Source organism: Streptomyces sp. NPDC028928 (genome assembly GCF_055564915.1).
Genome location: NZ_JBVHVI010000007.1, coordinates 126,995 through 150,868 on the forward strand (window position 1 = coordinate 126,995; position 23,874 = coordinate 150,868).

The 23,874-nt window shown below is 72.5% G+C and carries 17 protein-coding genes; 6 read left to right on the forward strand and 11 right to left on the reverse strand.

Annotation, left to right across the window (positions count from 1 at the left end):
• The first annotated feature begins 11 nt into the window (after nucleotides 1-11).
• From ACZ4U1_RS18450 to ACZ4U1_RS18460, 3 genes are all read left to right on the forward strand, one after another.
• Nucleotides 12-1,205: an alpha/beta hydrolase family protein gene (locus tag ACZ4U1_RS18450; protein WP_467904395.1), complete on the forward strand. Its 1,194-nt coding sequence runs from the start codon at nucleotides 12-14 to the stop codon at nucleotides 1,203-1,205.
• Nucleotides 1,206-1,581: 376 nt separating this feature from the next.
• The gene (locus ACZ4U1_RS18455; RefSeq protein ID WP_467904396.1) at nucleotides 1,582-3,285 is read left to right on the forward strand and encodes a GMC oxidoreductase; all 1,704 of its coding nucleotides are present in this window, start codon (nucleotides 1,582-1,584) and stop codon (nucleotides 3,283-3,285) included.
• A 7-nt stretch (nucleotides 3,286-3,292) separates the two neighbouring features.
• Nucleotides 3,293-4,828: a patatin-like phospholipase family protein gene (locus ACZ4U1_RS18460; protein WP_467904397.1), complete on the forward strand. Its 1,536-nt coding sequence runs from the start codon at nucleotides 3,293-3,295 to the stop codon at nucleotides 4,826-4,828.
• Between the two features lie 63 nt (nucleotides 4,829-4,891).
• Here the strand turns inward: ACZ4U1_RS18460 and exaC are convergent, their stop codons facing one another.
• The 7 genes from exaC to xylB form a co-directional block, all read right to left on the reverse strand.
• Nucleotides 4,892-6,415, reverse strand: coding sequence for an acetaldehyde dehydrogenase ExaC (gene exaC, locus ACZ4U1_RS18465; RefSeq protein WP_467904398.1), 1,524 nt, complete (start codon nucleotides 6,413-6,415; stop codon nucleotides 4,892-4,894).
• 56 nt (nucleotides 6,416-6,471) lie between these two features.
• The gene (locus ACZ4U1_RS18470) at nucleotides 6,472-7,779 is read right to left on the reverse strand and encodes a GAF domain-containing protein (protein WP_467904399.1); all 1,308 of its coding nucleotides are present in this window, start codon (nucleotides 7,777-7,779) and stop codon (nucleotides 6,472-6,474) included.
• Nucleotides 7,780-7,894: 115 nt separating this feature from the next.
• A complete protein-coding gene (locus tag ACZ4U1_RS18475) occupies nucleotides 7,895-8,494 on the reverse strand; it encodes an N-acetylmuramoyl-L-alanine amidase (RefSeq protein ID WP_467904741.1) in 600 nt (199 codons plus the stop codon).
• Nucleotides 8,495-8,634: 140 nt separating this feature from the next.
• Nucleotides 8,635-9,648, reverse strand: a complete 1,014-nt coding sequence (locus ACZ4U1_RS18480) for an acetamidase/formamidase family protein (RefSeq protein WP_467904400.1) — start codon at nucleotides 9,646-9,648, stop codon at nucleotides 8,635-8,637.
• 244 nt (nucleotides 9,649-9,892) lie between these two features.
• Nucleotides 9,893-11,377, reverse strand: a complete 1,485-nt coding sequence (locus ACZ4U1_RS18485) for an APC family permease (RefSeq protein WP_467904401.1) — start codon at nucleotides 11,375-11,377, stop codon at nucleotides 9,893-9,895.
• A gap of 370 nt (nucleotides 11,378-11,747) precedes the next feature.
• On the reverse strand, nucleotides 11,748-12,956 hold the full coding sequence (locus ACZ4U1_RS18490; protein WP_467904402.1) for an ROK family protein: 1,209 nt from the start codon (nucleotides 12,954-12,956) through the stop codon (nucleotides 11,748-11,750).
• A gap of 51 nt (nucleotides 12,957-13,007) precedes the next feature.
• Nucleotides 13,008-14,453, reverse strand: a complete 1,446-nt coding sequence (gene xylB / locus ACZ4U1_RS18495) for a xylulokinase (protein WP_467904403.1) — start codon at nucleotides 14,451-14,453, stop codon at nucleotides 13,008-13,010.
• A 173-nt stretch (nucleotides 14,454-14,626) separates the two neighbouring features.
• Here xylB and xylA point away from each other — a divergent pair, with 173 nt between their 5' ends.
• Nucleotides 14,627-15,793 (forward strand): xylose isomerase, encoded by a 1,167-nt coding sequence (gene xylA, locus ACZ4U1_RS18500; RefSeq protein WP_467904405.1) that lies wholly within the window; start codon nucleotides 14,627-14,629, stop codon nucleotides 15,791-15,793.
• 195 nt (nucleotides 15,794-15,988) lie between these two features.
• Here the strand turns inward: xylA and ACZ4U1_RS18505 are convergent, their stop codons facing one another.
• The 3 genes from ACZ4U1_RS18505 to ACZ4U1_RS18515 all read right to left on the reverse strand — a co-directional run bounded on the left by ACZ4U1_RS18505 (nucleotide 15,989) and on the right by ACZ4U1_RS18515 (nucleotide 21,600).
• Nucleotides 15,989-17,329: an esterase-like activity of phytase family protein gene (locus tag ACZ4U1_RS18505; RefSeq protein WP_467904406.1), complete on the reverse strand. Its 1,341-nt coding sequence runs from the start codon at nucleotides 17,327-17,329 to the stop codon at nucleotides 15,989-15,991.
• Between the two features lie 129 nt (nucleotides 17,330-17,458).
• A complete protein-coding gene (locus ACZ4U1_RS18510) occupies nucleotides 17,459-18,733 on the reverse strand; it encodes an SWIM zinc finger family protein (protein WP_467904407.1) in 1,275 nt (424 codons plus the stop codon).
• Nucleotides 18,730-21,600 carry a DEAD/DEAH box helicase gene (locus ACZ4U1_RS18515; protein WP_467904408.1) on the reverse strand — a complete coding sequence of 957 codons (2,871 nt, stop codon included), beginning with the start codon at nucleotides 21,598-21,600 and terminating at the stop codon, nucleotides 18,730-18,732. The genes ACZ4U1_RS18510 and ACZ4U1_RS18515 overlap by 4 nt, the downstream gene beginning before the upstream one ends.
• Nucleotides 21,601-21,774: 174 nt before the next feature.
• Between ACZ4U1_RS18515 and ACZ4U1_RS18520 the strand changes: the two genes are divergently transcribed.
• Both ACZ4U1_RS18520 and ACZ4U1_RS18525 read left to right on the forward strand, forming a co-directional pair.
• Entirely contained in the window at nucleotides 21,775-22,518 is a 744-nt protein-coding gene (locus ACZ4U1_RS18520) for a hypothetical protein (protein ID WP_467904410.1), read from the forward strand.
• Nucleotides 22,519-22,670: 152 nt separating this feature from the next.
• Entirely contained in the window at nucleotides 22,671-22,853 is a 183-nt protein-coding gene (locus ACZ4U1_RS18525; RefSeq protein ID WP_467904411.1) for a hypothetical protein, read from the forward strand.
• Between the two features lie 171 nt (nucleotides 22,854-23,024).
• Here the strand turns inward: ACZ4U1_RS18525 and ACZ4U1_RS18530 are convergent, their stop codons facing one another.
• Nucleotides 23,025-23,867: a hypothetical protein gene (locus ACZ4U1_RS18530; protein ID WP_467904412.1), complete on the reverse strand. Its 843-nt coding sequence runs from the start codon at nucleotides 23,865-23,867 to the stop codon at nucleotides 23,025-23,027.
• Between the last annotated feature and the right edge of the window lie 7 nt (nucleotides 23,868-23,874).

The following is a 23,874-nucleotide window of genomic DNA, read 5'->3' on the forward strand; positions in this document are numbered from 1 at the left end:
CGACCACTCCGTTGCCCCCGCACGAGGCTTGGACGCGCCGTCACCTGCTGGGAGCCGCGCTGGCGGCCGGCGCTGCCGTGCCGCTCGGCCTCGCCGGGGCTGCCCGGGCGGCAGCCTCGCAAGCGCCCGCCCCCGCGCAGCTCACGCTGCCCGCGCCGACCGGGCCGTACCCGGTGGGCACGGTGGCGCTGCACCTTGTCGACACCGCCCGCCCGGATCCCGTGGCCGGCCCCGGGCGCCATCGGGAGCTGATGGCGAGTGTCTGGTACCCCGCCCGGGACGTCCGGCGGTACCCGCTCGCACCGTGGATGTCCGCCGGCGCGCTGCGGGGGCTGCTCGCGTCCGCGGGATTTCCCGTCGACGCCGTACAGGCGCCGCTGACGTCCGGCCACCAGAGCGCCCCGGTGCGACGGAGCGGCCGGGAACTGCCCGTCGTCGTCTTCTCGCACGGCGCGCACAGCCACCGCGCCGATCACACCGTCATGGTGCAGGAACTCGCCAGCCACGGCTATGCGGTGGTGACGGCGGACCACACCTACGACGCTTTCACCGAGTTCCCCGACGGGCGGGTCCGCACGCCGCTCATGGACCCGCAGCACGCGATGGGCCCGGCGGACTTCGCCGCAGACATCCGATTCATCCTCGACTGTGTCGAGGACCTGGCCGCCGGGCGCAATCCCGATGCCGACGGCCGGCCCCTGCCGACGGGCCTGACGGGCGCGGTCGACCCGCGGCGCGTCGGCATGTCCGGCTGGTCGAAGGGCGGCACGGCGACCGCTCGCCTCATGCTCGACGATCCGCGGGTCCGGGCCGGGCTGAGCCTCGACGGACCGATGCTGCCGGTCGTCACCGGCGACCTGGACCGGCCGTTCATGATGATGACGGCCGCATTCACGCGGGCCGAGGAGCCCAGCGTCGCCGAGTTCTGGACGCGCCTGCGCGGATGGCGGCTGAACATCCAGGCCGAGGGCGCTGTCCATGCGTCCTACGGCGACAATCAGGTGCTGATCCCGCAGCTGGCGGCGGCGGTGGGCATGAGCGATGAGGAACTGCGCGGCTGGATCGGCACCCTCGCCCCCGCCCGGGCGGTACGTATCCAGCAGGCGTACCCGCTCGCGTTCTTCGACCTGCACCTGCGGCACCGACGCGGCCATCTGCTCGACGGCCCGTCCCGGGCGTTCCCGGAGGTGACGTTCCTGCCCTGAGACGCGACGGCGCCGGTTGCCGGCGAGGCGGGCGAGTCCGGCGCCGTACGCGTGGGACGGCGGTCCGTTCCAGAAGCGGTCGGCGTTCGGGCTGCCGGATCGTCGCAGTGGGTGGAGGTGATGTGCTGCGCGGCCTCGACCCCACCCGCACCGGCCCCCGGCGAGTCCCTCTACGCATGACAACGCCGACGGGCCGGGCCGCCTCGAGGCCCTCCCCGTTCGCCGAAGCGCGGCGTGACTTCAGTACGTGCGGAGGGTTGTGAACTCGGCACGAACATGCTCGGCATGCGCCTCGCGACCGGCCGCGTCACAATGAAAAGACATGAACGTTTGCCTGTCCTGCGCAGGGGCTCGACGCTTCTCGGAGGCAGCCGGCATGGAAAGCTTCGACGCCGTGGTGATCGGCTCGGGTTTCGGCGGCTCGGTCATGACGGCACGACTGGCGCAAGCACAGATGCGTGTCTGCGTCCTGGAACGGGGCAGGGCCTACGCGCCGGGCACATTTCCCCGCGGGCCGCACGCGACCGCGTCCAACTTCTGGGCCCCGGACCACGGGCTGCACGGCATGTTCGACGTGTGGAGCTTCTCGGAACTCGACGCCGTCGTCTGCAGCGGACTCGGTGGCGGTTCGCTGATCTACGCCAACGTCCTGCTGCGCAAACCCGAGAACTGGTTTCCCCAGGACGACACCCTGGCGGGATCCGGCGAGTACTGGCCGATCAGTTACAAGGAGCTGGTCTCGCACTACGAGGCCGTCGAGAAGACGATGGGCGTGCAGAGGTACCCCACCGACCACGAGCCCTACCGGAGCACGCCGAAGACCCTGGCGATGCAGGACGCGGCGCAGCGGCTGGGCCTGGAATGGGACCTGCCTCACCTGGCCGTGACCTTCGGTAATCCGGAAGAGAAGCCGGTACCCGGAGTGCCCATCGCAGGCGGCGACAAGAATCGGTACGGAGTTCCGCGCTACACATGCCGGCTCGTCGGCGAGTGCGATATCGGGTGCAATTTCGGCAGTAAGAACACCCTGGACCTCACATACCTCAGCACCGCCGAGAAGGAGCACGGGGCCGTGCTCCGCACCGGTTGCGAGGTGAAGTCCTTCACGCCCACGTCCGACGGGTTCCTGATCTCGTATCTCGACCGCCGGCTGGACCGGGCGGAAGGGGAAGAGGGCATGGCCGTGCCGCGCGTCGTACGGGCACACCGGCTGATTCTCGCGGCCGGGGCGCTCGGCACGCCCTATCTGCTCCTGCGGAACCGGAGCCAGCTCCCGGACCTCGGTCCCGCACTGGGAACCCACTTCTCCGGCAACGGCGATTTCCTCGGATTCGTCTTCAAGGCCCGGGAACGACACGGTGGCCAGGAGACGCCCCGCCTGCTGCATCCCAGTTTCGGTCCGGTCATCACCAGCGCGATGCGCTCGCCGGACCAGCTCGACGGCGGTACCGGACGCGGATTCTTCATCGAGGACGCCGGATACCCGGACTTCATCAACTGGTTGGTGGAACAGAACGCTTTCACCGCCTCCAGGCACGTCCTGCGCTTCCTGCTGCGCAGAGGCTGGTCCCAACTCACCCACAGCCCCAAGAGCGAGGTCGGACGCCAGTTGTCCGACGCCATGAGCAAGGGGCTGTTCACGGCCACGTCGCTCCCGCTCCTCGGCATGGGGCGGGACGTGCCGACCGGCCGGATGCGGCTGCGGGACGGATACCTGGATCTGGACTGGGACACCGCCGCCTCGGACGCCTATTTCCACCGGATGAACGGGACCATGCGGGAACTGTCCTCGGCGTTGGGCGGTTGCTACGCCGCGGACCCCCTGTCGTATCTCAACCGGCTCATCACCGTGCACCCGCTCGGTGGGGCTCCGATGGGCCGTAACCGGCAGGAAGGCGTGGTCGATTCCTACGGCCGGGTGTACGGCTGCCCGGGCTTGTCGATCGTCGACGGGTCGATCATGCCCGGCCCGGTCGGTGCCAATCCCTCGCTCACCATCGCGGCCCTCGCCGACCGTGCGGCCGACGCCGCCATCGACGATTTCGACGCGGGGAAGCGACGACCCCAGGCAAGGCGGTGACGGACGGATGACGGACGGCCATGGCACCGGTGACACCCGCCGGGCGCTGATCCTCGCCGGTGGCGGGGTCAAGGTCGCTTTCCAGGCAGGTGTGCTCCAGGTCTGGCTCGACGAGGCGGGCCTGCGGTTCGACCACGCGGACGGTGCGAGTGGCGGCACGTTCAACCTGGCCATGTACTGCCAGGGCATGAGCGGGCGTCAGATCGCCGACAACTGGCGGGAGATACGCCCCTTGAAGGGAGTCACTCCCAACTGGCGGCAGTACCTGAAGGGCCCGTACGGCTCTTCGCTGTTCACGCTCGACGGTTACCGGCGGAACGTCTTCAGCCGCTGGGGGCTCGACTGGGAGAAGATCCGGGCGACCGACCGGGTCGCCACCTTCAACCTCTACGATTTCTCCCGCAACGAGCTGGAGGTGCTGACCGCCGACCAGATGGATGAGGACCTGCTCGTCGCCGCCGTGTCGCTGCCGATGTGGTTCCCGCCGGTCACCGTCGACGGCAGGGTCTACATCGACCCCGTCTACGTCACCGACGCGAACATCGGTGAGGCGATCCGCCGGGGCTGCGAGGAGCTGTGGATCATCTGGACGGTCAGCCGGCGGGGTCGCTGGCACGACGGTTTCGTGGCGCACTACTTCCAGATCATCGAGACCGCGGCCAACAGCCGGTTGCAGGAGTGGCAGCGGCGGATCGACGCCAACAACGCCGCGATCCGCGAGGGTGGCCGGGGCGAGTTCGGCCGCCCGATCAGCGTCCGGATGCTGCAGTGCGAGGTCCCTCTCAACTATCTGATCAACTTCAGCCGGGACCGCTTCCGGCAGGCCGTGGAACTCGGGGTGCACAAGGCCCGCGCCTGGTGCGAGGAACAACGGATACCGCTGTCCGCCCCGCTGCCCTGCCCGGCCGCCGACGGCAGCCGCCTGCGGTTCAGCGAACGGATGACCGGCGCGATCACCTTCGGTTCCAGGGCGCCCGGCTCCCGTGCGATACGCAACGGCGGGCCGGTCCAGGAGCAACTGTCGGTGCGTCTGACCGTTCACATCGACGAGCTGGACCGTTTCCTCGTCCACCCCGAGCACCAGGCGACGATCACAGGGCAGATCCACTGCGAGGCGCTGGGCGGCCGGCGCGAGGTGGAGTCGGGCAGCTTCCACCTCTTCGTGGAGGAGGGCGACCCGGAACATCTGCGCATGCGCTACCGCCTGTTCTTCACCGACAAGGCCGGAAACCCGCTGACGCTGAGCGGCTGCAAGACCGTCGACGAGGACTCCGGCCACGGACTGTGGGCCGACACCACGACCTTGTACACCCGGATCCTGCGCGGCAGGGTGCCGGCCGGCGAGGAAGCGGACGCCCAGGTGGTGGCCACCGGAGTCGTGCGTCTCCGGCTGCCGGACTTCGTCCGCGAGCTCGCGAGCTTCCGGGTGCGGGCGGACACGACCCGTGGCCGGCTGGCCGCACTGGGCAGGTTCGGCCAGTTCTTCGCCGGCCGCCTCTGGGACGTGTACTTCCAGGGCGCCCTCGCCTGGTCACCGGTCTGACGGCACCGGTCCGACAGGGGCGCCCGCCCGGCATCTGCCCTGGTCAGGCGCCCCTTCTCGTATCTAGAAGAAGCCCAGCCTCTTCGGCGAGTACGACACGAGGAGGTTCTTGGTCTGCTGGTAGTGCTCCAGCATCATCTTGTGCGTCTCACGGCCGATCCCGGACTGCTTGTAGCCGCCGAACGCCGCGTGCGCGGGGTAGGCGTGGTAGCAGTTGGTCCACACCCGGCCCGCCTGGATCGCGCGGCCCGCGCGGTAGGCGGTGTTGATGTCCCGGGTCCACACGCCCGCGCCCAGGCCGTACAGCGTGTCGTTGGCGATCTTGATCGCGTCGTCGAAGTCGTCGAAGGAGGCCACCGAGACGACCGGGCCGAAGATCTCCTCCTGGAAGATCCGCATGCGGTTGTCACCCTCGAAGATGGTCGGCTGGACGTAGTAGCCGCCCTTCAACTCGCCGTCGTGCTCGACGCGTTCACCGCCGGTGAGGATCCTCGCACCCTCCTGGCGGCCGATGTCCAGGTAGGAGAGGATCTTCTCCAACTGGTCGTTGGAGGCCTGCGCGCCGATCATCGTGTCGGTGTCCAGCGGATGGCCCGGCTTGATGCGACGGGTGCGCTCGACGGCCGCCTCCAGGAACTCCGCGTAGTGACCGCGCTGGATCAGCGCCCGGGACGGGCAGGTGCAGACCTCGCCCTGGTTGAGCGCGAACATCGTGAAGCCTTCGAGCGCTTTTTCGCGGAAGTCGTCGTCGTGCGCCCACACGTCGTCGAAGAAGATGTTCGGCGACTTCCCGCCGAGTTCCAGGGTGACCGGCTTGATGTTCTCCGAGGCGTACTGCATGATCAGCCGCCCGGTCGTGGTCTCCCCGGTGAACGCGACCTTCGCCACCCGCGGGCTCGACGCCAGCGGCTTGCCCGCCTCCACACCGAAGCCGTTGACGATGTTCAGCACGCCCGGCGGCAGCAGGTCCGCGATCAGGCTCAGCCAGTAGTGGATGGAGGCCGGGGTCTGTTCGGCCGGCTTGAGGACCACCGCGTTCCCCGCGGCCAGCGCCGGCGCCAGCTTCCAGGCCGCCATCAGGATGGGAAAGTTCCACGGGATGATCTGCGCGACGACCCCGAGCGGTTCGTGGAAGTGGTACGCCACCGTGTCGTCGTCCAGCTCGCCCAGCGAACCCTCCTGCGCCCGGATCGCCCCCGCGAAGTAGCGGAAGTGGTCGATCGCGAGCGGGATGTCGGCCGCCAGCGTCTCCCGCACCGGCTTGCCGTTCTCCCAGCTCTCGGCCACCGCCAGCGGCTCCAGGTACGCCTCCATCCGGTCGGCGATCTTCAGCAGGATGTCGGAGCGCTCCGCCACCGGCGTACGGCCCCACCCGGGTGCCGCCTCGTGCGCCGCGTCCAGTGCCCGCTCGACGTCCTCGGCGGTACCGCGCGCGACCTCCGTGAACGGCTGCCCGTTGACCGGGGACGGGTTCTCGAAGTACCGCCCGCGCGCCGGCGGCACATAGGCACCGCCGATGAAGTGGTCGTAGCGCGCCTGGTAGGAGACGATCGAGCCCTCGGTGCCCGGCGCCGCGTAACGAGTCATCCTGGTCTGCCTCCCGGTGCAGCGCTGCCCGCCGTTGGGCAGCTCTCGCCGCGAGGCTAGGCAAGCGGACGTTGCACGTACGTTGCACCACAGGTCCGCGCCGGTGCCCGGCCGGCCGGTGCCGCCAGTTCGGCCTCCAGCGCGGCGAGCCGGGCACGGACCGGTGCCGTCGGACGCACCGCGGCGAGCGCCCGCCACACCTCGATGTCCTCCTCGCCCCACGGCGCGTGCGCCCAGTCCGCCAGCAGGTCGGGATCGCGGTGCGCGATCAGCGCCGTGCGCAGTGCGCCCGCGAGCCGCTCCCGCAGCCGCACGATCGCGGGGGCCTGCGAGCCGGGCAGCAGGGGCCCGGTGTACGCCTCCGCCGCAGCGGTGAGCCCGCCCGTCCCCAGCCGCCGCTCGACCACGGTGGCGTCCGACTCGACCGCGGCCGTCAGCCGGTACGGCCGTGAGGCGAGCAGCCCCGGCCCCAGGAGTCTGCGCAGCCGGGCCAGTTCCGCCCGCAGGGTCACCGGGGTCACCGACTCCTCCGCGTACAGCGCGCACAGCAGCTCGTCCCCGCTCAGGCCCTCGGGGTGCCGCGACAGCAGCACGAGGATCTCGCTGTGCCGACGGCTGAGCCTGAGCCGCCGGCCCTCCAGGGCGAGTTCGGCCTCGTCCCGGCCCAGCGCGCTCAGCAGCGGTCCCTCCCCGGCGGTGCCGGGCGGGGCGAGCAGGGCGAGCTGTGCCTCGGCCGCCCGTGCCACCGCCTGCACGAAACCCAGGCTGTGCGGATGGGCGAGCCCGTCCCCACCGGTGATGTCCACGGCCCCGAGGACCCGTCCGGTGCGGGGATCGTGCACCGGAGCGGCGGCACACGTCCACGGCTGCACCCGCCGTATGAAGTGCTCGGCGGCGAACACCTGCACGGCCCGGTCCACGGCGACCGCGGTGCCCGGCGCGTTGGTGCCGACCGCGCTCTCCGACCAGCGGGCCCCGGGCACGAAGTTCATCCGGTCCGCGCGACGCCGGGTCGCCGCGTGCCCCTCCACCCACAGCAGCCTGCCGTGCGCGTCGCACACCGCCAGCAGATGCTCGCCGTCGGCCGCGAACGTGCCCATCAGCTCCCGGAACAGGGGCATCACCCGGGCCAGCGGGTGTTCCGCGCGGTAGGCGCCGAGGTCGCCGTCGGTCAGCTCCACGCTGGCGGCGCCGTCCGGCCCGACGCCCGCCCGCGCGCTGCGCCGCCACGACTCCGCCACCACCGACCGCACCGGGCGCGGCACCGTCCCCGCGGTGGTGAACGTCTCGTGCGCACGGCGCAGCACCCGAACGCGCTCGGCGGGATCGGCCCCCGGCTCCAGGGCAACCCACGGATCGGTCAACTCGGCCTCCCCGGACGGTGGAACGGCGGTGCCACGGCGGCTGGGACCATCGTCACCCCGCGTGTTCGCGGGGACAACCGGTGCGACAACCGGTGCGACAAGCGGCTCCTCCCGGCTAGGCGAAGTTGACCAGTCTGATGTAGCGCACCCAGTCCCAGTGCGGCCCCGGGTCGGTGTGGTCGGTGCCGGGCACCTCGTAGTGGCCGATGATGTGCTCTCTGTCCCGGGGGATGCCGTACGCCGCGCAGATCGCCGCCGTGAGCTTCGCCGACTCCTCGTAGAGGGCGTTGGTGAAGTAGGCGGGCCGGTCCACCCAGCCCTCGTGCTCGATGCCGACGCTGCGTGTGTTGTAGGTCCAGTTGCCCGCGTGCCAGGCGATGTCGGCCTCGTGCACGCACTGGGCGACGTGCCCGTCCGCCGAGCGGACCAGATAGTGCGCGGAGACCTTCTTCTGCGGATTGCCGAAGATCGCCAGCGTGTCGGTGTACGTCTCCTGAGTGACGTGGATGATCACACGGTCGATGGCGTAGTCGCCGGGGCGCTCGGACAGCGTGTAGTTGGAACTGCTCGCCGGCCGCCACTCGGCGAGCGGGTAGTCGACGAACCCGGTGTGCGCTCCGGCACGCGGGTCGGGAAGCAGGGCGTAGGGGACGGCGGCGAGTGCCGCGCCCTTCAGCAGCCGTCGCCGGCTGAGCCGGGATCGGGCTCGGTCCATGTCCATGGCGGGATGCCTTTCGGAAGCCTTTCGGGATGCTTGCGCGGTGCCTCGGCGATGCCTTCGCGATGCCTCGCGAGGCCGTCGGGGAGTCGGCCGTCGGGGAGTCAGGAGTACGGCGGAGGGGTACGGCCGAGACGTCAGCCGCGCAGGGCCCGCGCGGTCTCCCGCAGCCGTGCGTGCACACCGCGGTACGTCTCCCGCGCGGGCAGCCACTCCTTGCGGAGCTTGGCCACGCACGTGTAGTTCGTGTCGCACACGTTGGCCAACGGTGATTCGACCGCCTGGGTCGCGAACTGGTACGCGTCCAGCTCGCTGAACCCGTAGTCGCGCACCAGCCACCGCACCAGGTCGAGTTGGGATATCCGGAACGCGTCCTCCAGCGGGCGGGCCGATCCGGTCGAGATGATGTGCGTGTCCGACTCCAGCCGGGGCCACGGCGTGCTGACGTCCTTGAGGAGGTCCACGACCACCACCGTGTTCATCGCGCACTCCACGGCCACTCCGCAGGTCTCGCCCTCGCCCTGCCGGGCGTGCCCGTCGCCGAGGCTGAGCAGGGCGCCCTCGACGTTGACGCCCAGGTAGCAGGTGACGCCGGCCCGCATCTCGGGCGTGTCCATGTTCCCGCCGTGCGCGTCCGGCACCAGGGCCGAGCGCACCTCCAGGTTGGCGGGTGCCACGCCCACGGTGCCGTGCATCGGGTCCAGGGGCAGCTCCACCCGGAAGTCGCTGTCCCGCGCCTGGAACAGGGCGGTCTGCCGGGCCCGGTCCAGCTGCCAGATCCAGACCCGCTCCGGCAGCGGTGGCTGCAGCGTGGCCGTGGTATGGGTGGAGGTGAGGGCGCCGAAGAGGGGGACCGTCGCGGACGCCGCCCAGTCGCGGGCCGGTTCGATCGACACGAAGTGCACGGCGACGGTGTCGCCGGGCTCGGCGCCCTCGATGTGGAAGGGGCCGGTCTGGGGATTGAGGTAGGGGAACTCGCACACCTCGGACACGAGGTCCTTCTCGGAGCGGACCCGGCCGGCGAAGCAGTCCTCCGTGTACAGGTCGAGAACGGTGCCCGGAGCGATCCGCGCCAAGGGCGCTGCTCCGCCGAACGTCCAGGCGTAGTGGTCCGGTTCCGGACGCACGGTGAGGATGCGGGGCTCGGTCATCTGGCGTGGCTCCCTTCGTGGGGCGGTCGTCAGGTGGGTGGATCGGGTCGGACGGGTGGTGAAGGGCACGGGCTGGGCCGTGGCTGTCCTGGGGCGTGGGTCGGGTCGACGGAGGTCGTGGATCGGGTCGACGGAGGTCGTGGATCCGGTCGGGCGGGGCGGTGAACGGGGCCGGCTGGGGCGTGGCTGTCCTGGGCCGGGAACGGGGCCGCTGCGGCGTGGCCGTCCTCGGGGTGCCCGTCGGTCAGCGAGACACGGTCCCGCTCTGCCGGTCGGCGCCGGGGTCGTACGCGTCGAGGTGCACCCGCGCGGTCTCGGCTATGCGCTCGGGATGCCGTCGTACGAGCACGAGCAGGACCACCACACCCACCGCCATCCAGGCGCCGACGACCGGGCCGGCGTAGGACACCGGAGCCGTCAGTTCCGTGACGAAGTCGAACACCGGGAGGCCGGCGGCCGTGAGAAGGGCGGGGACGAACGCGGCGATGCCCAGCACCGGGAACAGCAAGTGCCGTACCGGCTTGAAGGCGGCCCGGCCGGAGCGCAGGAAGTGGCCGGTGCAGGCGACGTTCACGATGATGTAGACACCGACGGCGACCGTGACGATCACCGTGGCGAGGAACAGGAACGCGGTCACGGGGTCGTAGGCGAAGCCGAGTCCCAGCACCGCCGCCACCGCCACGGCGGTCTGCACGGCGATGCCGGCCACGGGGGAGCGGTGCCGCGGATGGAGCGTGGCGAGCAGGCCGGGCAGGACACGGATGCGGGCCAGGGCGAAGGCCGTGCGGGTCGAGACGTTCGCGCACGCGTTGGCGTTCGCGATCGTGGAATTGACCACCGCGAGGAACACCAGCACCCAGAACAGACCGAAGGACGCCCGGGCGACGCCCTCCCAGGACGCGGCGCCCGAGGCGCCGAACCCCGCGAACCGGTCGGGGCCGAAGTAGACCGTCATCGCGTACGTCGTGAGCACGTAGAACAGGCCGATACCGAGGGCCGCCCCGAGAACCGCGCGGTGCATGGTCCTTCGGGGGTCGCGGGTCTCCTCGGCGAGCGGTGCCGCCGCCTCGAACCCGGCGAACGCCAGCACCGTGTACACGGACCCGGCGAACACCCCGGCGGCCCCCGTGTAGCCGTCGGCGGTGTGCGCGGTGCCGAACACCGACAGGGTGTTCGCGCTGCCCGCCTTGCCGATGAGCAGCACCGCGAACACGAGGAGGACGAGGATCTCGAAGACACCGAGGACGGTGCCGAAGCGGGCGGAGGCGCGGACGCCGAGATAGCCGGCGACCGCGATCACCGCCGCCCCCGCCAGCGCCCACGGCCACCACAGGTCCGCCGGGTACGCGGCCCACTCCTCATGCAGCGTGGCCGCCGCCGTGAAGCCCAGTTGCAGGAGCAGCAACGGTGGCACCAGCATCTCCACGAAGACGTAGGCCCACCCGACGAGGAAGCCGACGGCCGGGTGCAGGCCCCGTGCCGCGTACGTCGCCACCGAGCCCGCCGCGGGCAGCTCGCGGGCCAGCTCCGCCACGCACGAGGCGGTGAACAGGCAGGCCACCAGGGCGATCAGCACCGCCAGCGGAAGGCTGCCGCCCGCGAAGGCGGCGCCGGACGGAATCGATGCGGCGACCGCTGCGGCCGGCGCCATCGCCGTGATGCTCTGGAACAGCACCTCACGCAACCCGATCGCATCGCGCCGCAGCGCCCCGGTCGGCTCCCCGTTCATATGTCCCCCCAGATACGTGTCAGTCCGCTGCCACCTGCCGCCTGCGCGTTTCCCTCATTCCGCGAGCGCCCGCCGTCCGCCCGCACGTGACGAGCCCTCCGCCATCGATGACGACCCGTCGGCCGTGTATGACCGACCCGTCGATGGTTCCTGACGACTCGTCGGTGGTCCCGTCGGTGCGCCCGTCGGCGGTTCATGACGACCCGTCGGCTGCGCCCCGCGTGAATCACGGTACGGCTCGGGCCGGTTGGGCAGAAGAGCGTGCCGCGGTTCCGTGGACAAGTCGCGGCCTGTGGATAACTCGATCACCCGATCGGGCGAAGCACGGGGACTACAGGGGGGCACGGCCCCCGGCGTGCGGCGAGCCGGTTCAGGACCGTTCCGCCACCATCGCCGGATCGTCCAGCACCGCTCGGACGACCGAGTGGGCGGCGCCCAGCAGGGGACCCTGCGGGCCCAGCGCGGACACCGTCACCGGGCAGGCCGGGCCCGCCGTACGGCCCGCCAGCTCAGTCTCCAGCGATGGCAGCAGCCAGGGGGAGAGGCCGGCGAGGGCCCCGCCCAGGACCACCGTCTCGGGGTCGAGGAGGTTCACCGCCCCGGTCAGGGCGATGCCGAGCGCCGTACCGGCGTCCCGCAGAGCCGCCCGTACGGCATCGTCACCGGCCTCGGCGCGCTCCGCGAGCAGGCCCACCAGATCCTCGCGCGGCTCCAGCCCGGCCGCGCGCAGTACCGCGTCCTCGCCCGCGTACTGTTCCAGGCAGCCCCGGCCGCCGCACGGGCAGGGAGGACCGTCCGGCCGTACGGGCACATGGCCCAGCTCGCCCGCGAATCCCCGGGTCCCGCGCAGCAGCCGGCTGTCGACGACCACGGCGGCACCGATGCCGATCTCGGCCGACACGTGCAGGAAGTCACCGGGAGCGCCGGCACCGAGCCACAGCTCGGCCAACGCGCCGAAGTTGGCCTCGTTGTCCACGGTCAGTGGCCAGTCGCCGGGCAGCAGGGGGCCGAGGTCGGTGTTGTGCCAGTCGAGATTCGGGGCCCGTACGACCGTCCGTCCGTCCCGGGCCACCAGGCCGGGCACGGCGACCGCGAGCCCGGCGGGCCAGAGCTGTGCCCGTTCCGCCTCCGCGACGACCTGACGGATCAGCGCCGTCAGCTCCTCGATCACGGGCCCGGCCGCCCGCCCCCGGTTGGCGCCGTGCCGTACGGCCCGCGCCCTGACCTCGCCGCGCAGGTCGACCGCGCACACCGCGAGGTGGCCGACGCCGATCTCCGCCCCGATCCCGGCCGGTCCCCGGCCGCTCACCGCGAGCGCCGATCCGGGCCGGCCCACCCGGCCCGGCCGCTCGGGGCCCAGTTCCTCCAGCAGCCCCCAGCGGATCAGCTCGTCCACCAGTGTCGACACCGCCGCCCGGGTCAGTCCGATCCGTGAGGCGACCACCGCGCGGGACAGCGAGCCCTCGGCGCTGACGGCGTGCATCACGCGGGCGAGGTTGCGTCGGCGCATGCCCTGCTGGGTGTCCGGCAGGGCGCGCCCGGCGCCCGGCGGACGCGCCTCGTGCAGCGGTGCGGTCATGCCTCCGTCAATCCTCGGTGTCTGCCGCCCGGCTGGAGGCGGGCGGCCCGGTCACTGGGTGTGCGTGTCCCGCTCCAGCAGCGGGGCCGCGTCGGAGAGTACCCCGGTGATCCGGTCCAGCGTCGCCGAGTCCCGCTCCACGGCCTCCAGGACCGGGCCCGCGGCCGTGTTCCAGCGGCGGGCCACCGCCGCGGGATCCTCTCCGGTCAGCAGACCGGCCGCCTGTGCCGCCGCGCCCAGGGCGACCAGTTCCCTGGCCTCCGGCACCTGGACGGGCCGCCCCGAGAGCCGGCGCACCGTCTGCTGCCAGGCCGTTCCCCGGGCCCCTCCGCCGATCAGGAGCAGCGGGGTGCCGCGGTCCGCGTCCTCGTCGAGGACCAGGTCGAGGGCGCCCAGCAGCGCGTGCACCGCGCCGTCGTACGCCGCCTGCAGCAGCTGACCCGCGGTGGTGTCGTGGCGCAACCCGTGCAGCAGTCCGGAGGCGTGCGGCAGGTTCGGGGTGCGCTCTCCGTCCAGGTACGGCAGGAGGGTCACCGAGCCGCCGGGTTCCACGGCCTCCCGGTCCAGGCCCAGCAGGGCCGCGACGCGGTCCACCGCGAGGGTGCAGTTCAGGGTGCAGGCCAGCGGCAGCCAGTCCCCGCGTGCGTCGGCGAAACCCGCCACCGTGCCGGTCGGGTCGGTGGGGCGGCGCTTGGAGACGGCGTAGACGGTGCCGGAGGTGCCGAGGCTCAGCACCGGGGTGCCGGGCCTGAGACCGAGGCCCAGCGCCGCCGCCGCGTTGTCGCCGGTGCCCGGGGCGACGAGGGTGCCCTTGGAGAACGGCAGGTCGTGGCTGTCGCGCACGGTGCCGGCGACCTCGCCGGGACGCACCACCCGGGGCAGCAGCGCCGGGTCGAGACCGATGTGCGCGAGGGTCTCCTCGTCGTAGGCCTCCGTCCCGGACGCCCACCAGCCGGTGCCCGAGACGTCGCCGCGGTCGGTCGTGCCCTGTCCGGTCAGGCGCTCGGTGAGGTAGTCGTGGGGGAGCCGTACCGCCCGGGTCGCGCGGACCGCCTCCGGCTCGTGCTCGGCGAGCCACGCCCACTTGGTGACCGTGAAAGATGCCCCGGGCACACTGCCGGTGCGTTCCGCCCAGGCCTTCGGTCCGCCCAGCTCCTCCACCAGACGGCGGGCCTGGGGCGCCGAGCGGACGTCGTTCCACAGCAGTGCCGGACGCACCGGCTCACCGTGCTCGTCCAGGGTGACCAGGCCGTGCTGCTGGCCGCCGATGGACACCGCCGCCGCCTCGTGCGCCGCGTCACCGCACTGGCGCAGCGCCGCGCACAGGGCGTCCCACCACTGCCGCGGATCACTCTCCCGGCCCGCCCCGAAGGTCACGGAGTGCGGTGCCTGGCCACTCGCCACCACCTGACCGGTGGCCGCGTCGACGACCAGTGCCTTCGTGGACTGGGTGGACGTGTCCACCCCGACGACGAGCGGACCCTCGGCTGCTGACATCGGGCTCTCCCTCTTCCGCGGCTCCGCGGGATGTGCGGTGGGCTGTCGAAGACACCTTGCTGGCGAGGACACGTTGCTGTCGAAGACATCTTGTCTCTTCCCAGCGGTGCGTCCGCATACTAATTTGTAAACGGCCATGACGAAATAGTCGTACCCCAGCAAGGAGCCGCGGCATGAGCTACCAGCCCACCCCCGAGGACAGGTTCACCTTCGGCCTGTGGACCGTCGGCTGGCAGGGAAGGGACCCGTTCGGCGACGCCACCCGCCGCGCCCTCGACCCGGTCGAGACGGTGCAGCGCCTGGCCGAACTCGGTGCCCACGGAGTGACCTTCCACGACGACGACCTGATCCCCTTCGGCTCCTCGGACACCGAGCGCGAGTCGCACATCAAGCGGTTCCGGCAGGCCCTGGACGCCACCGGCATGACCGTCCCGATGGCCACCACGAACCTCTTCACGCACCCCGTCTTCAAGGACGGCGCGTTCACCGCCAACGACCGCGACGTGCGCCGCTACGCCCTGCGCAAGACGATCCGCAACATCGACCTGGCGGTTGAACTGGGCGCGAAGACGTACGTCGCGTGGGGCGGTCGCGAGGGCGCCGAGTCCGGGGCCGCCAAGGACGTACGCGCCGCGCTGGACCGCATGAAGGAGGCCTTCGACCTGCTCGGCGAGTACGTCACCTCCCAGGGGTACGACCTCCGGTTCGCCATCGAGCCCAAGCCGAACGAGCCCCGCGGCGACATCCTGCTCCCCACCGTCGGGCACGCGCTGGCCTTCATCGAGCGCCTGGAGCGGCCCGAGCTGTACGGCGTCAACCCGGAGGTCGGCCACGAGCAGATGGCCGGTCTGAACTTCCCGCACGGCATCGCCCAGGCCCTGTGGGCGGGCAAGCTCTTCCACATCGACCTCAACGGCCAGTCCGGGATCAAGTACGACCAGGACCTGCGGTTCGGCGCGGGCGACCTGCGGGCCGCCTTCTGGCTCGTCGACCTCCTGGAGAGCGCCGGTTACGAAGGGCCCCGCCACTTCGACTTCAAGCCGCCGCGGACCGAGGACCTCGACGGCGTCTGGGCGTCCGCGGCCGGATGCATGCGCAATTACCTCATCCTGAAGGAGCGTTCGGCCGCCTTCCGCGCGGACCCGGAGGTACAGGAGGCGCTGCGCGCGTCGCGGCTGGACCAGCTGGCCCAGCCGACCGCGGCGGACGGCCTGCGGGGCCTGCTCGCCGACCGTGCGGCCTTCCAGGACTTCGACGTGGAGGCGGCCGCCGCGCGCGGCATGGCCTTCGAACGCCTCGACCAGCTGGCGATGGACCACCTGCTGGGGGCACGGGGCTGACCGCACGCGCGCGTGCGGGCGAACGTCCCCACGCGCGGCCGAACCCAGGGGTCGATGCCGGTCCAGTGCGCGCCCGCGCCGTCGCCGCGACGCGGGAGAGCGTCGACTCCCCTCACGGCCGGTGGTGACACCACGTAAGACGACCTCCTGAGGCGGTCTGTCCGGCGGGCCGGCGAGCCGGCCCGCCGGACTCGGTCACAGCTTCCTGGGCAGGCGTACGTACACCACCGTCGTCTCGACCCCGCTGTCGACCAGGCGGCCGTGGGGGTCGAACGCGCCCGCACCGTCGGTCATCCCGAAGTCGTTGTCGTTGACGAGCGCGAGCGTGTCGTGGTCCACGCGCGCGATGCCCTCGATCTTCCCGGGCACCCCGGCGACCTTGCCCAGGTCCACCACGAGCTGCTTGGACAGCACCGGCACACCCGCGGTCGCCGGGTCGTCCAGCTGCTCCAGCGAGGGGGACGTCGTGTCGTCGTCCCACGGGCCGCCGAGGATGTCGGACCGGTCGCGCAGCCTCACCAGCTGCAACCGGGCCGCCCTGTCGGTGCGCTCCTCGACGAGCAGCCGGTCGCGGCCCACCGCCACCACCGACGAGATCTTCAGCTCCGAGGTGTCGTCCTCGCCCGGGTCGACCACGCCGACCGGGTCGAAGCGGTAGGCGTACTCCGCCGTGACGGCCTTTTCGCGCGGCGAGAAGCGCAGCAGACGGGTGGTGCGAGAGGCGTCCCCGGCGTCCGCGTCCGGCAGCGAGAGCGGACTCTGCAGGGCCATCACCAGATCACCGCCGGGAAGCAGCGCCAGACCCTCGAACCCCCGGTTGGTCTTGCGGTGCAGCAGGATCGACGGCAGCGCCTCCACCACCGGGTAGTCCGCGCCGGTCAGGGCGAGCCCCTTGGGCACATAGCGAGCGAGGACCCGCCCGCGCGCGGAGACGTGCACGAGGGACGGCCCGTACTCGTCCACGAGCCAGAAACCGCCGTCCCCGGCCCGCACGATGCCCTCGGTGTCCAGGCCGTTCGGGTCGTAGGAGAGCGGCGTCCCGGCGTCGTAGGTGTACGGCGCCTCGTCCCGGCTCCGCTGGTTCGGCAGCCCGGTCACGGCCTTCCCGGAGGAAGTGGTCAGCGCGATCGCGTCCAGGACCTCGACCGAGTCCCCGAAGACCCGGACCTTGACGATCGCGGGGTCGAATCCCGGCACCGGGAAGGTGCGGCGCTTCTTGCCGTCCACCTTGATCTGGCCGTTGGGGCCGCGGTCGGTCACCGTCCAGTACTCGCCCTTGCGGCCCGCCGGATAGATGTCGCTGCCGATGCCGCCCAGCTCCACCCCGTGGTCGTCGGCCACACTGCCCGGCAGCAGCGCGTTGCTGAACGCGCCGAGCGGAATCTCGCCGAGGGTCGCCGTACGGACGACGCGGGCGTCCCCGGACGGCGCCGCCGTGGCCGTCCCCGTGGCCACGAGGGCGGCGACCAGGGCCAGGGGAAGCCCCGTGGCGACGGAACGGGCGACGCGGCGCCGGCCGGCGGCATGCGGGGACATCGGGCCTCCTGGGAAGACGTCGTGGGCTGCGGCCACCCTTGGGCCCCGGGAGGAACGCCGTACGACCGCCGGGTGAACGGCCGGCGTCCGCCGCTCATCGGATCATGCCGGTCCTGTGACGACAGCGGGTCACACGCCTCGCGGCTCAGCTGCACCGGGCCGCGCCGAGGCCAGTGCCGTCGCGGGATCGGGATCCGCCCCGCCCGCCGGCACCCACTGGTCTCCCTCCTCGCGATACGGCCACCAGTGGCCCTCCCGGCCGAGCCGCAGCTGAACGCCCTCGTCCGGAACGGTCCACCGGTTGCCGCTGCGGTGGAAGACCGGTCGCTCGTCCGCCTCCCAGGCCGCTTCCACAGCCGCACGCGCGCGTGCGAGTGGCACGCCTTCCACCTGCCGTTCCTCGTCCAGCACGGTCAGCGCCACCGCGCCCCCGAGCCGCCAGGCGCGGACGGCCGCCGCGAGCCCGTCCGGGCCGCGCCCCGACCCGGTGGCGAGCCGCTCGGTGACGGCGGTGGGCGCCGGCCCACAGGCCAGCCGTACGGCGTCCTGAGCGACTGTCAGTCCGACCTCCGCCTGAGCCTCACCGTCCAGGACGGCTGCCAGCAGCCGGGAGGCCTCCACGGCGGTACGGCCGGCCAGATGCTCCAGCGCCGCGGGGTCGATTCCGGGCGCCGCGACGGACCCGGCGGTGAGGGACGGCGGTGTGCCGGGTGCCTTCGGAGGTCCGGGCAACTCGGGCAGCGGCGGCAGGATGTCGGCAGCCGCCCATGCCTCGGCCGCGTCCACCCCGGCGGCAGCGGGTGCCGTTCCGGACGGCTCGGCGGTGCTGTGGACGTGCAGCTCCGTCAGGAAGGCGTCTTCGTCCCGCCCCCGCAGCAACAGCAGCAGAAACGGATCCTCGTCCAGCAGCCGCGCCACCTGGTGGCACAGCGCCGCCGTGTGTCCGCAGTGGTCCCAGGCGCCGCAGTCGCACTCCGGCTCCAGATCGCCGAGGCCCGGCAGCAGTTCGATCCCCGCCAGCGCCGCGTCCTCGATCAAATGGGGCGGAAGCTCCCGGTCGAGCAGCGCGGCCATGTGTCCGGACCGCTCCACCGCGAGATCCTGGAACCGCGCCCACTCCTCGTCGGACAGCTCGGGCAGCAGGACGTCGGCCCGGTGGGCCGCACCCGCGGGGTCGCGTACGACGGCCGTGACCCGGCCCGGCCGCACGGTCACCGCGCCCACACCGCCCGCGCGCGCGAGCCGGCGTCCCGCCTTGACCGCCGCCGCTTCCAGGGCCGCGTCCTCCAGCGCCTGCAGCCAGGCGCGCCCCCACCAGCTCTGCGCGAAGGCACGCCCGTGCGCGGGTGGCAGCGCGGCGAACGTCCGCTCCACGTGGCCGTTCTTGTCGTGGTCGTGGCTCATCGTGCCTCCCCGCGCAGTTCCACCAGTGCGGCCAGTTCGTCGTCCGACAGTTCCGTCAGAGCCGCCTCGCCGGTGCCGAGCACGGCGTCGGCCAGCTCCCGCTTGCGGCCCAGCATCTCCGCGATGCGGTCCTCCAGGGTCCCCTCGGTGATCAGCCGGTGCACCTGGACCGGGCGGGTCTGCCCGATCCGGTACGCGCGGTCGGTGGCCTGTGCCTCCACCGCCGGATTCCACCAGCGGTCGTAGTGCACGACGTGCTCGGCCCGGGTGAGGTTCAGCCCCGTTCCGGCGGCCTTGAGCGACAGCAGGAACACCGGCGCCTCTCCTGCCTGGAAGCGCCGTACCAGGGCCTCACGCCGGGCGACCGACGTCCCGCCGTGCAGGAGCAGCGAGGGCACCCCACGGGCCGCCAGATGCCGTTCGAGCAGCCGGGCCATGCGCACGTACTGGGTGAAGACCAGCACGCCCGAACCCTCCGCGAGAATGGTGCCGAGCAGTTCGTCCAGCAGCTCCAGCTTTCCCGAGCGCCCCGCGAGCCGAGGATCCTCCTCCTTCAGGAACTGCGCCGGGTGGTTGCAGATCTGCTTCAGGCCGGTCAGCAGCCGCACGATCAGGCCCCGGCGGGCCATGTCGTCGGCGATCGCGATCCGGTCCAGGGTCTCGCGCACCAACGCCTCGTACAGCCCCGCCTGTTCGGTCGTGAGCGCCACCGGGTGATCGGTTTCGGTCTTCGGCGGAAGCTCGGGGGCGATACCCGGATCGGACTTGCGCCGACGCAGCAGGAACGGTCCGACGAGCCGGGCGAGCCGTTGCGCGGCGGCGGCGTCACGGCCGCCCTCGACGGGCTGTGCGTACCGCTCGCGGAAGCCGCCGAGGCCGCCGAGCAGGCCCGGTGTCGTCCAGTCGAGGATCGCCCACAGCTCCGTGAGGTTGTTCTCCACCGGAGTGCCGGTGAGCGCCACGCGCGCGCGTGCGCCGATCGTGCGCAGTGCCCGCGCGGTCGCGGAGTAAGGGTTCTTCACGTGCTGTGCCTCGTCGGCCACGATCATTCCCCAGGACACCCCGGCCAGCCGCGCGGCGTCCATGCGCATCGTCCCGTACGTCGTGAGGATGACCTCCCCGTTCGTGGGAGACCCGAGTTCACGCCCGGCTCCGTGGAGCCGGCGCACCGCTGTGCCGGGAGCGAACCGCTCGATCTCGCGCTGCCAGTTGCCGAGCAGCGAGGCCGGGCAGACGACGAGCGTGGGACCCGCCGCCGAGGGGTCCGTCTGCCGGTGCAGATGCAGCGCGATCAGTGTGATCGTCTTGCCGAGGCCCATGTCGTCGGCAAGGCAGCAGCCCAGACCGAGGGATGTCGTCCGGGCCAGCCAGTCCAGGCCCCGCAGCTGGTAGTCCCGCAGGGTCGCGACCAGGCCCGGTGGCTGACCGACGGTGTGCGCCGGCTCGCTGCACGTCAGCCGTTCCCGCAGCCCCGCCAGCCACCCGGTGGGCCGTACGTCGACCTGTCGGCCGTCGACCTCCGCCGAACCCGTCAGCGCCGCGGCCAGCGCCGTGACGGGAGCGAGGGTACGGTTCCGCTCGGACCGGGCCCGCTCCGCCTCCCGCGGATCGACCAGGACCCACCCGTCGCGCAGCCGCACCAGGGGGCGCTTGGCCTCCGCGAGGCGGTCCAGCTCGTCCCGGGACAACTCCCGCCCGCCCAGGTCGAACCCCCAGCGGAACGCGACCCCCGCGTCCGCGGAGAGGTACGACGACGGCGCGGACGCCGCTCCGGTCGAGGCGGTGCCGTCGTCCGGTGGGCCGATGGCCGCGTGCGCGGTGAGGCCACGCGCCAGGTGCTTCGGCCAGTGCACGTCGACTCCCGCGGCGGCCAGCGCCCGCGCGCCCTCGCCCAGCAGGTCGGCTATGTCCTCGTCGGCCAGGTCCATGGCGTCGGGCACGGCGGCGGAGAGCAGAGGCGCCAACGGCGGCCAGGCCCGGGCGGCGCGGCGCAGCGCCAACAACGCGTCCGCACGCGCGCGTGCAGCAAACGCCACGCTCCCGGCCTCCGCACCGGTCCACAGGCCGGCGGCATCCATGACGTCCCCCGAACCGCTCTGACCGTGCACCTGGAGCACCGCACGGAAGCGGACCGGGGCGTCATCCTGGGGTATGACGTCGTCCAGACCGGTCGCCTCCACACGCAGCGACAACCGCACCCCCGCGTCATGGCCGGCGGCGATGTCGTCGGCCCACGCCCGCAGCACCGGCAGATGCTGCTGCTCGGGCACCGCGTACGCGGGGCCGCCGGTCACCAGCGGGGCGGCGGGGGAGCGGGGGAGCACGTCGGCGACCGCGTCGAGGAAGGCACGCAGCAGCCGCTCCGGGTCGGGCAGCAGCAGCGGCCCGTCCCCCGGCAGTGGCACGGCGTGTGCCTCCGGAGGCATGGCGGCGGCGAGTTCCCGGATCAGCTCCGCATCGTGGGCGTACAGCGGGCCCACACGCCAGGCGTCGTGGTCGCCGGGGGACAGGCCCGGCAGGAGCAGACCGCGCGCCAGGAAGGCCAGGGCAAGTTCGTACGCGGCCCGCCAGAAGGCCGCGGACCGGTGTTCCCCCGGCAGCGCACGCGCGCGCGTGAGCACCGGAAGGGCACTGCGGACCGGGAGCAGGAGGACGGGCAGCGGGACGCGTTCGACGCCGCCGTCCGCCGAGGGCAGCGCGAGCTCCAGATCGGCCAGGGAGCCCTCCGAGCATGCGGCCGGAGTACCGCCGTCCGGTCGCCAGAACCCGATCCGGCCCGCCCGCGCGGGGTCGGACGGCAGGAAAACGACGCTGTATTGGGCCAGTTCGGACAGGTCGGAGGGTGGTGCCGTGGGGATGGTCTGCACAGCTCTGCCGCACTCCTCAAATTTGACTACTCGACCGGAGCCGCCGAGGGTACAGCACAATGTCCGCTACCGCTGTCGAGCGCTGTGGCCGAGCAAGGGGGAAACATGACGGACGCCCAGCTTCCGGGGACCCCGGAGCCAGGGGGACCGGCCGGGTCTCGCGGACGAGACCGCATGCCGGCCCGGCGCGACGAGCACGCGGCCCTGGAGCTGCGCCACGCCGAGCGGCAGTCCGGGGATCCCGCAGGGCTCGTCCCGCAGATCCATCGTCCCGGCGGCTTCGAGGTCGACGCCTCGATCCCCAACCGGCAGCAGTGCTGGGACATGCTTGAGCCGAGCGTGCGGGAGAAGCTGACGCGCAAGGCCGGCGGCGTCTGGGAGTGGTGGGCGCGGCTGGACCACGAGGGCCGGCCCAGGGCGTTCGTGTTCGGTCCCCGCGGCCTGTGCCAGGTCGGCTGCGTGGTCCGCGACGGCCGGCCGGTCTTCCAGGGTGAGCGCCTGAGACTCGAGCCCGGATCGGTGCGGCGCCGGTCGTTCGGCACGACCGGCGCGGGACAGTCGGCGGCCACCGGCGCCTCGGGCCGGCCCCCGGCCGCCAGTGGTGTGCAGCCGGCGCGCCCGGCCGTGCGCCCACTGAACCTGGGCCCCGCCGCCGTCGGTGTGCTGGGGAACTTCCCCGCCGAGATCCAGGAGTTCCTCCAGCGACCCTTCCTGCCGGACGACCACGGGCTCGTCGCGGACTGGTACTACGACGAGAGCCTCGAACTCACGCACCAGAAGGTCTTCGTGGTCTTCTGCCTGTCCACGGAACAGCACGTGACCCTCGCGTCGGGCACCCGCACCCTGCCGCGCGGGGGAGCCCCGCATCAGGCGCGATGGGACGTCGAGGGCTATCAGGCGCTCATCCGGCGAGCCTGATCCGACACGCCTGACCGCCGCCGGGGCTCGCGCCGGAGGAGCCACTAGGGGGAGGCCTCAGGGATGTCTCCGGGTGAGGACGTGGAACCGGGGCGAGCGGGAGGCCGTTCTCAGATCAGACAGCGGCAGTGGCCGCGAAGGAGGCGACGCTCATGTCCATGAACTCGAAGATCGCCGCAGGGGGTGTGGCGGTCGGGCTGATCCTGCTGATATGGCTGACCGGCTGGGTGGCGTTCCTACTCGTCGTGGGAGTCCCGGTGGTCGCGTACCTCGCGCTGGACCCCTCACAGCGGCGCCGGCTGCGCCGGGTCGGACGCAAGCAGATCGGTCGCTGAGGCGCCGGCCGTCGGCGGGCAGCGATCCGCGGTGCCGACCCACGGCGGGGCACCGGCCCGCGGCGCCCGCACGAGCCGGCGGATCCGCAGGGGCCGATCCGCAGGGGCCGCGCCGTCGCGCGCGGTACGGCTCCTGGAACGGCACGGGAGGCTTCGTCCGGCCGCTCCGGCTCACAGGGGCCGTACGGCCATCTTGTCGAGCGCCTCCAGCAGTCCCGGCAGCTCCGGTCCCCGGCCGACTGGCAGGACCTCGCCGGGCTCCTCGTCGAGCAGCACGAACGCGATGTCGTCGGTGCGGGCCACGATCGACCAGCCGGGGCCGTCGGCGCGCAGGGTACGGGCCTCGCCCGGGGCGAACGAGGAGCGCACCCGGCCGAGCGGCGGCGGGAAGTCGACGTAGGCGCGCGCCTCCGCGAGTACCCGGCGGACACCGGCGTGGCCGCCGGACGAGGCGCGCTCCTCGCCCTCCGGCGCGGACTGCGCGGCCTTCGCCGGTTCACCCGGTGCGGGGAAGTCGGCGTCGTCGATCTGCTCCCGCCAGGCCGCCCACTGCAGCGCGATCTCGTCGGCGCCCAGACGGCGCTGGGCCGGCCCCCAGGATCCGGTGTCCGGCGGGCTCAGCGCCGGCCGGTCCGCCGCCTCGGCAGGGGGGTCGTGCGGAGCGGGCACACCCGGTGCCGCCACGGCGACGGCCAGGGGCCACCCCGGCAGGGCGGTCACGACCGCGCTCTCGTCCGGCGACAGCTCGTACTCCATGCCGCAGTCCCAGGAAGCGATCGCCACGGCGACCAGCGAGACGTCGTCGATGACGACCGTCCAGCGAGCGCCGTCCCCGTCCTGGCCCAGCACCAGGCCGTACCCGTCGGCGCGCGGCGCGAGGTCCAGCGCCGCACACGCCTCCGGGTAGTCGTCACCCAGCACGCTCGGAAACTGCGCCGGCGTCAGCAGCACCGCCGTCAGCACGTACAGCGCATCGTCCGCGGCGGCGACGGCCTCATCGTCCGTCCCGGCCATCCCTGCC

Excerpts from the sequence above, each read along its gene's own strand:
- ACZ4U1_RS18510 (WP_467904407.1), bottom strand. The coding sequence starts at position 18,733 with ATGAGCCACGACCACGACAAGAACGGCCACGTGGAGCGGACGTTCGCC.
- ACZ4U1_RS18505 (WP_467904406.1), bottom strand. The coding sequence starts at position 17,329 with ATGTCCCCGCATGCCGCCGGCCGGCGCCGCGTCGCCCGTTCCGTCGCC.
- ACZ4U1_RS18490 (WP_467904402.1), bottom strand. The coding sequence starts at position 12,956 with ATGACCGCACCGCTGCACGAGGCGCGTCCGCCGGGCGCCGGGCGCGCC.
- ACZ4U1_RS18475 (WP_467904741.1), bottom strand. The coding sequence starts at position 8,494 with ATGGACCGAGCCCGATCCCGGCTCAGCCGGCGACGGCTGCTGAAGGGC.
- ACZ4U1_RS18530 (WP_467904412.1), bottom strand. The coding sequence starts at position 23,867 with ATGGCCGGGACGGACGATGAGGCCGTCGCCGCCGCGGACGATGCGCTG.
- xylB (WP_467904403.1), bottom strand. The coding sequence starts at position 14,453 with ATGTCAGCAGCCGAGGGTCCGCTCGTCGTCGGGGTGGACACGTCCACC.
- ACZ4U1_RS18525 (WP_467904411.1), top strand. The coding sequence starts at position 22,671 with ATGTCCATGAACTCGAAGATCGCCGCAGGGGGTGTGGCGGTCGGGCTG.
- exaC (WP_467904398.1), bottom strand. The coding sequence starts at position 6,415 with ATGACTCGTTACGCGGCGCCGGGCACCGAGGGCTCGATCGTCTCCTAC.
- ACZ4U1_RS18485 (WP_467904401.1), bottom strand. The coding sequence starts at position 11,377 with ATGAACGGGGAGCCGACCGGGGCGCTGCGGCGCGATGCGATCGGGTTG.
- ACZ4U1_RS18460 (WP_467904397.1), top strand. The coding sequence starts at position 3,293 with ATGACGGACGGCCATGGCACCGGTGACACCCGCCGGGCGCTGATCCTC.
- ACZ4U1_RS18455 (WP_467904396.1), top strand. The coding sequence starts at position 1,582 with ATGGAAAGCTTCGACGCCGTGGTGATCGGCTCGGGTTTCGGCGGCTCG.
- ACZ4U1_RS18520 (WP_467904410.1), top strand. The coding sequence starts at position 21,775 with ATGCCGGCCCGGCGCGACGAGCACGCGGCCCTGGAGCTGCGCCACGCC.
- ACZ4U1_RS18480 (WP_467904400.1), bottom strand. The coding sequence starts at position 9,648 with ATGACCGAGCCCCGCATCCTCACCGTGCGTCCGGAACCGGACCACTAC.
- xylA (WP_467904405.1), top strand. The coding sequence starts at position 14,627 with ATGAGCTACCAGCCCACCCCCGAGGACAGGTTCACCTTCGGCCTGTGG.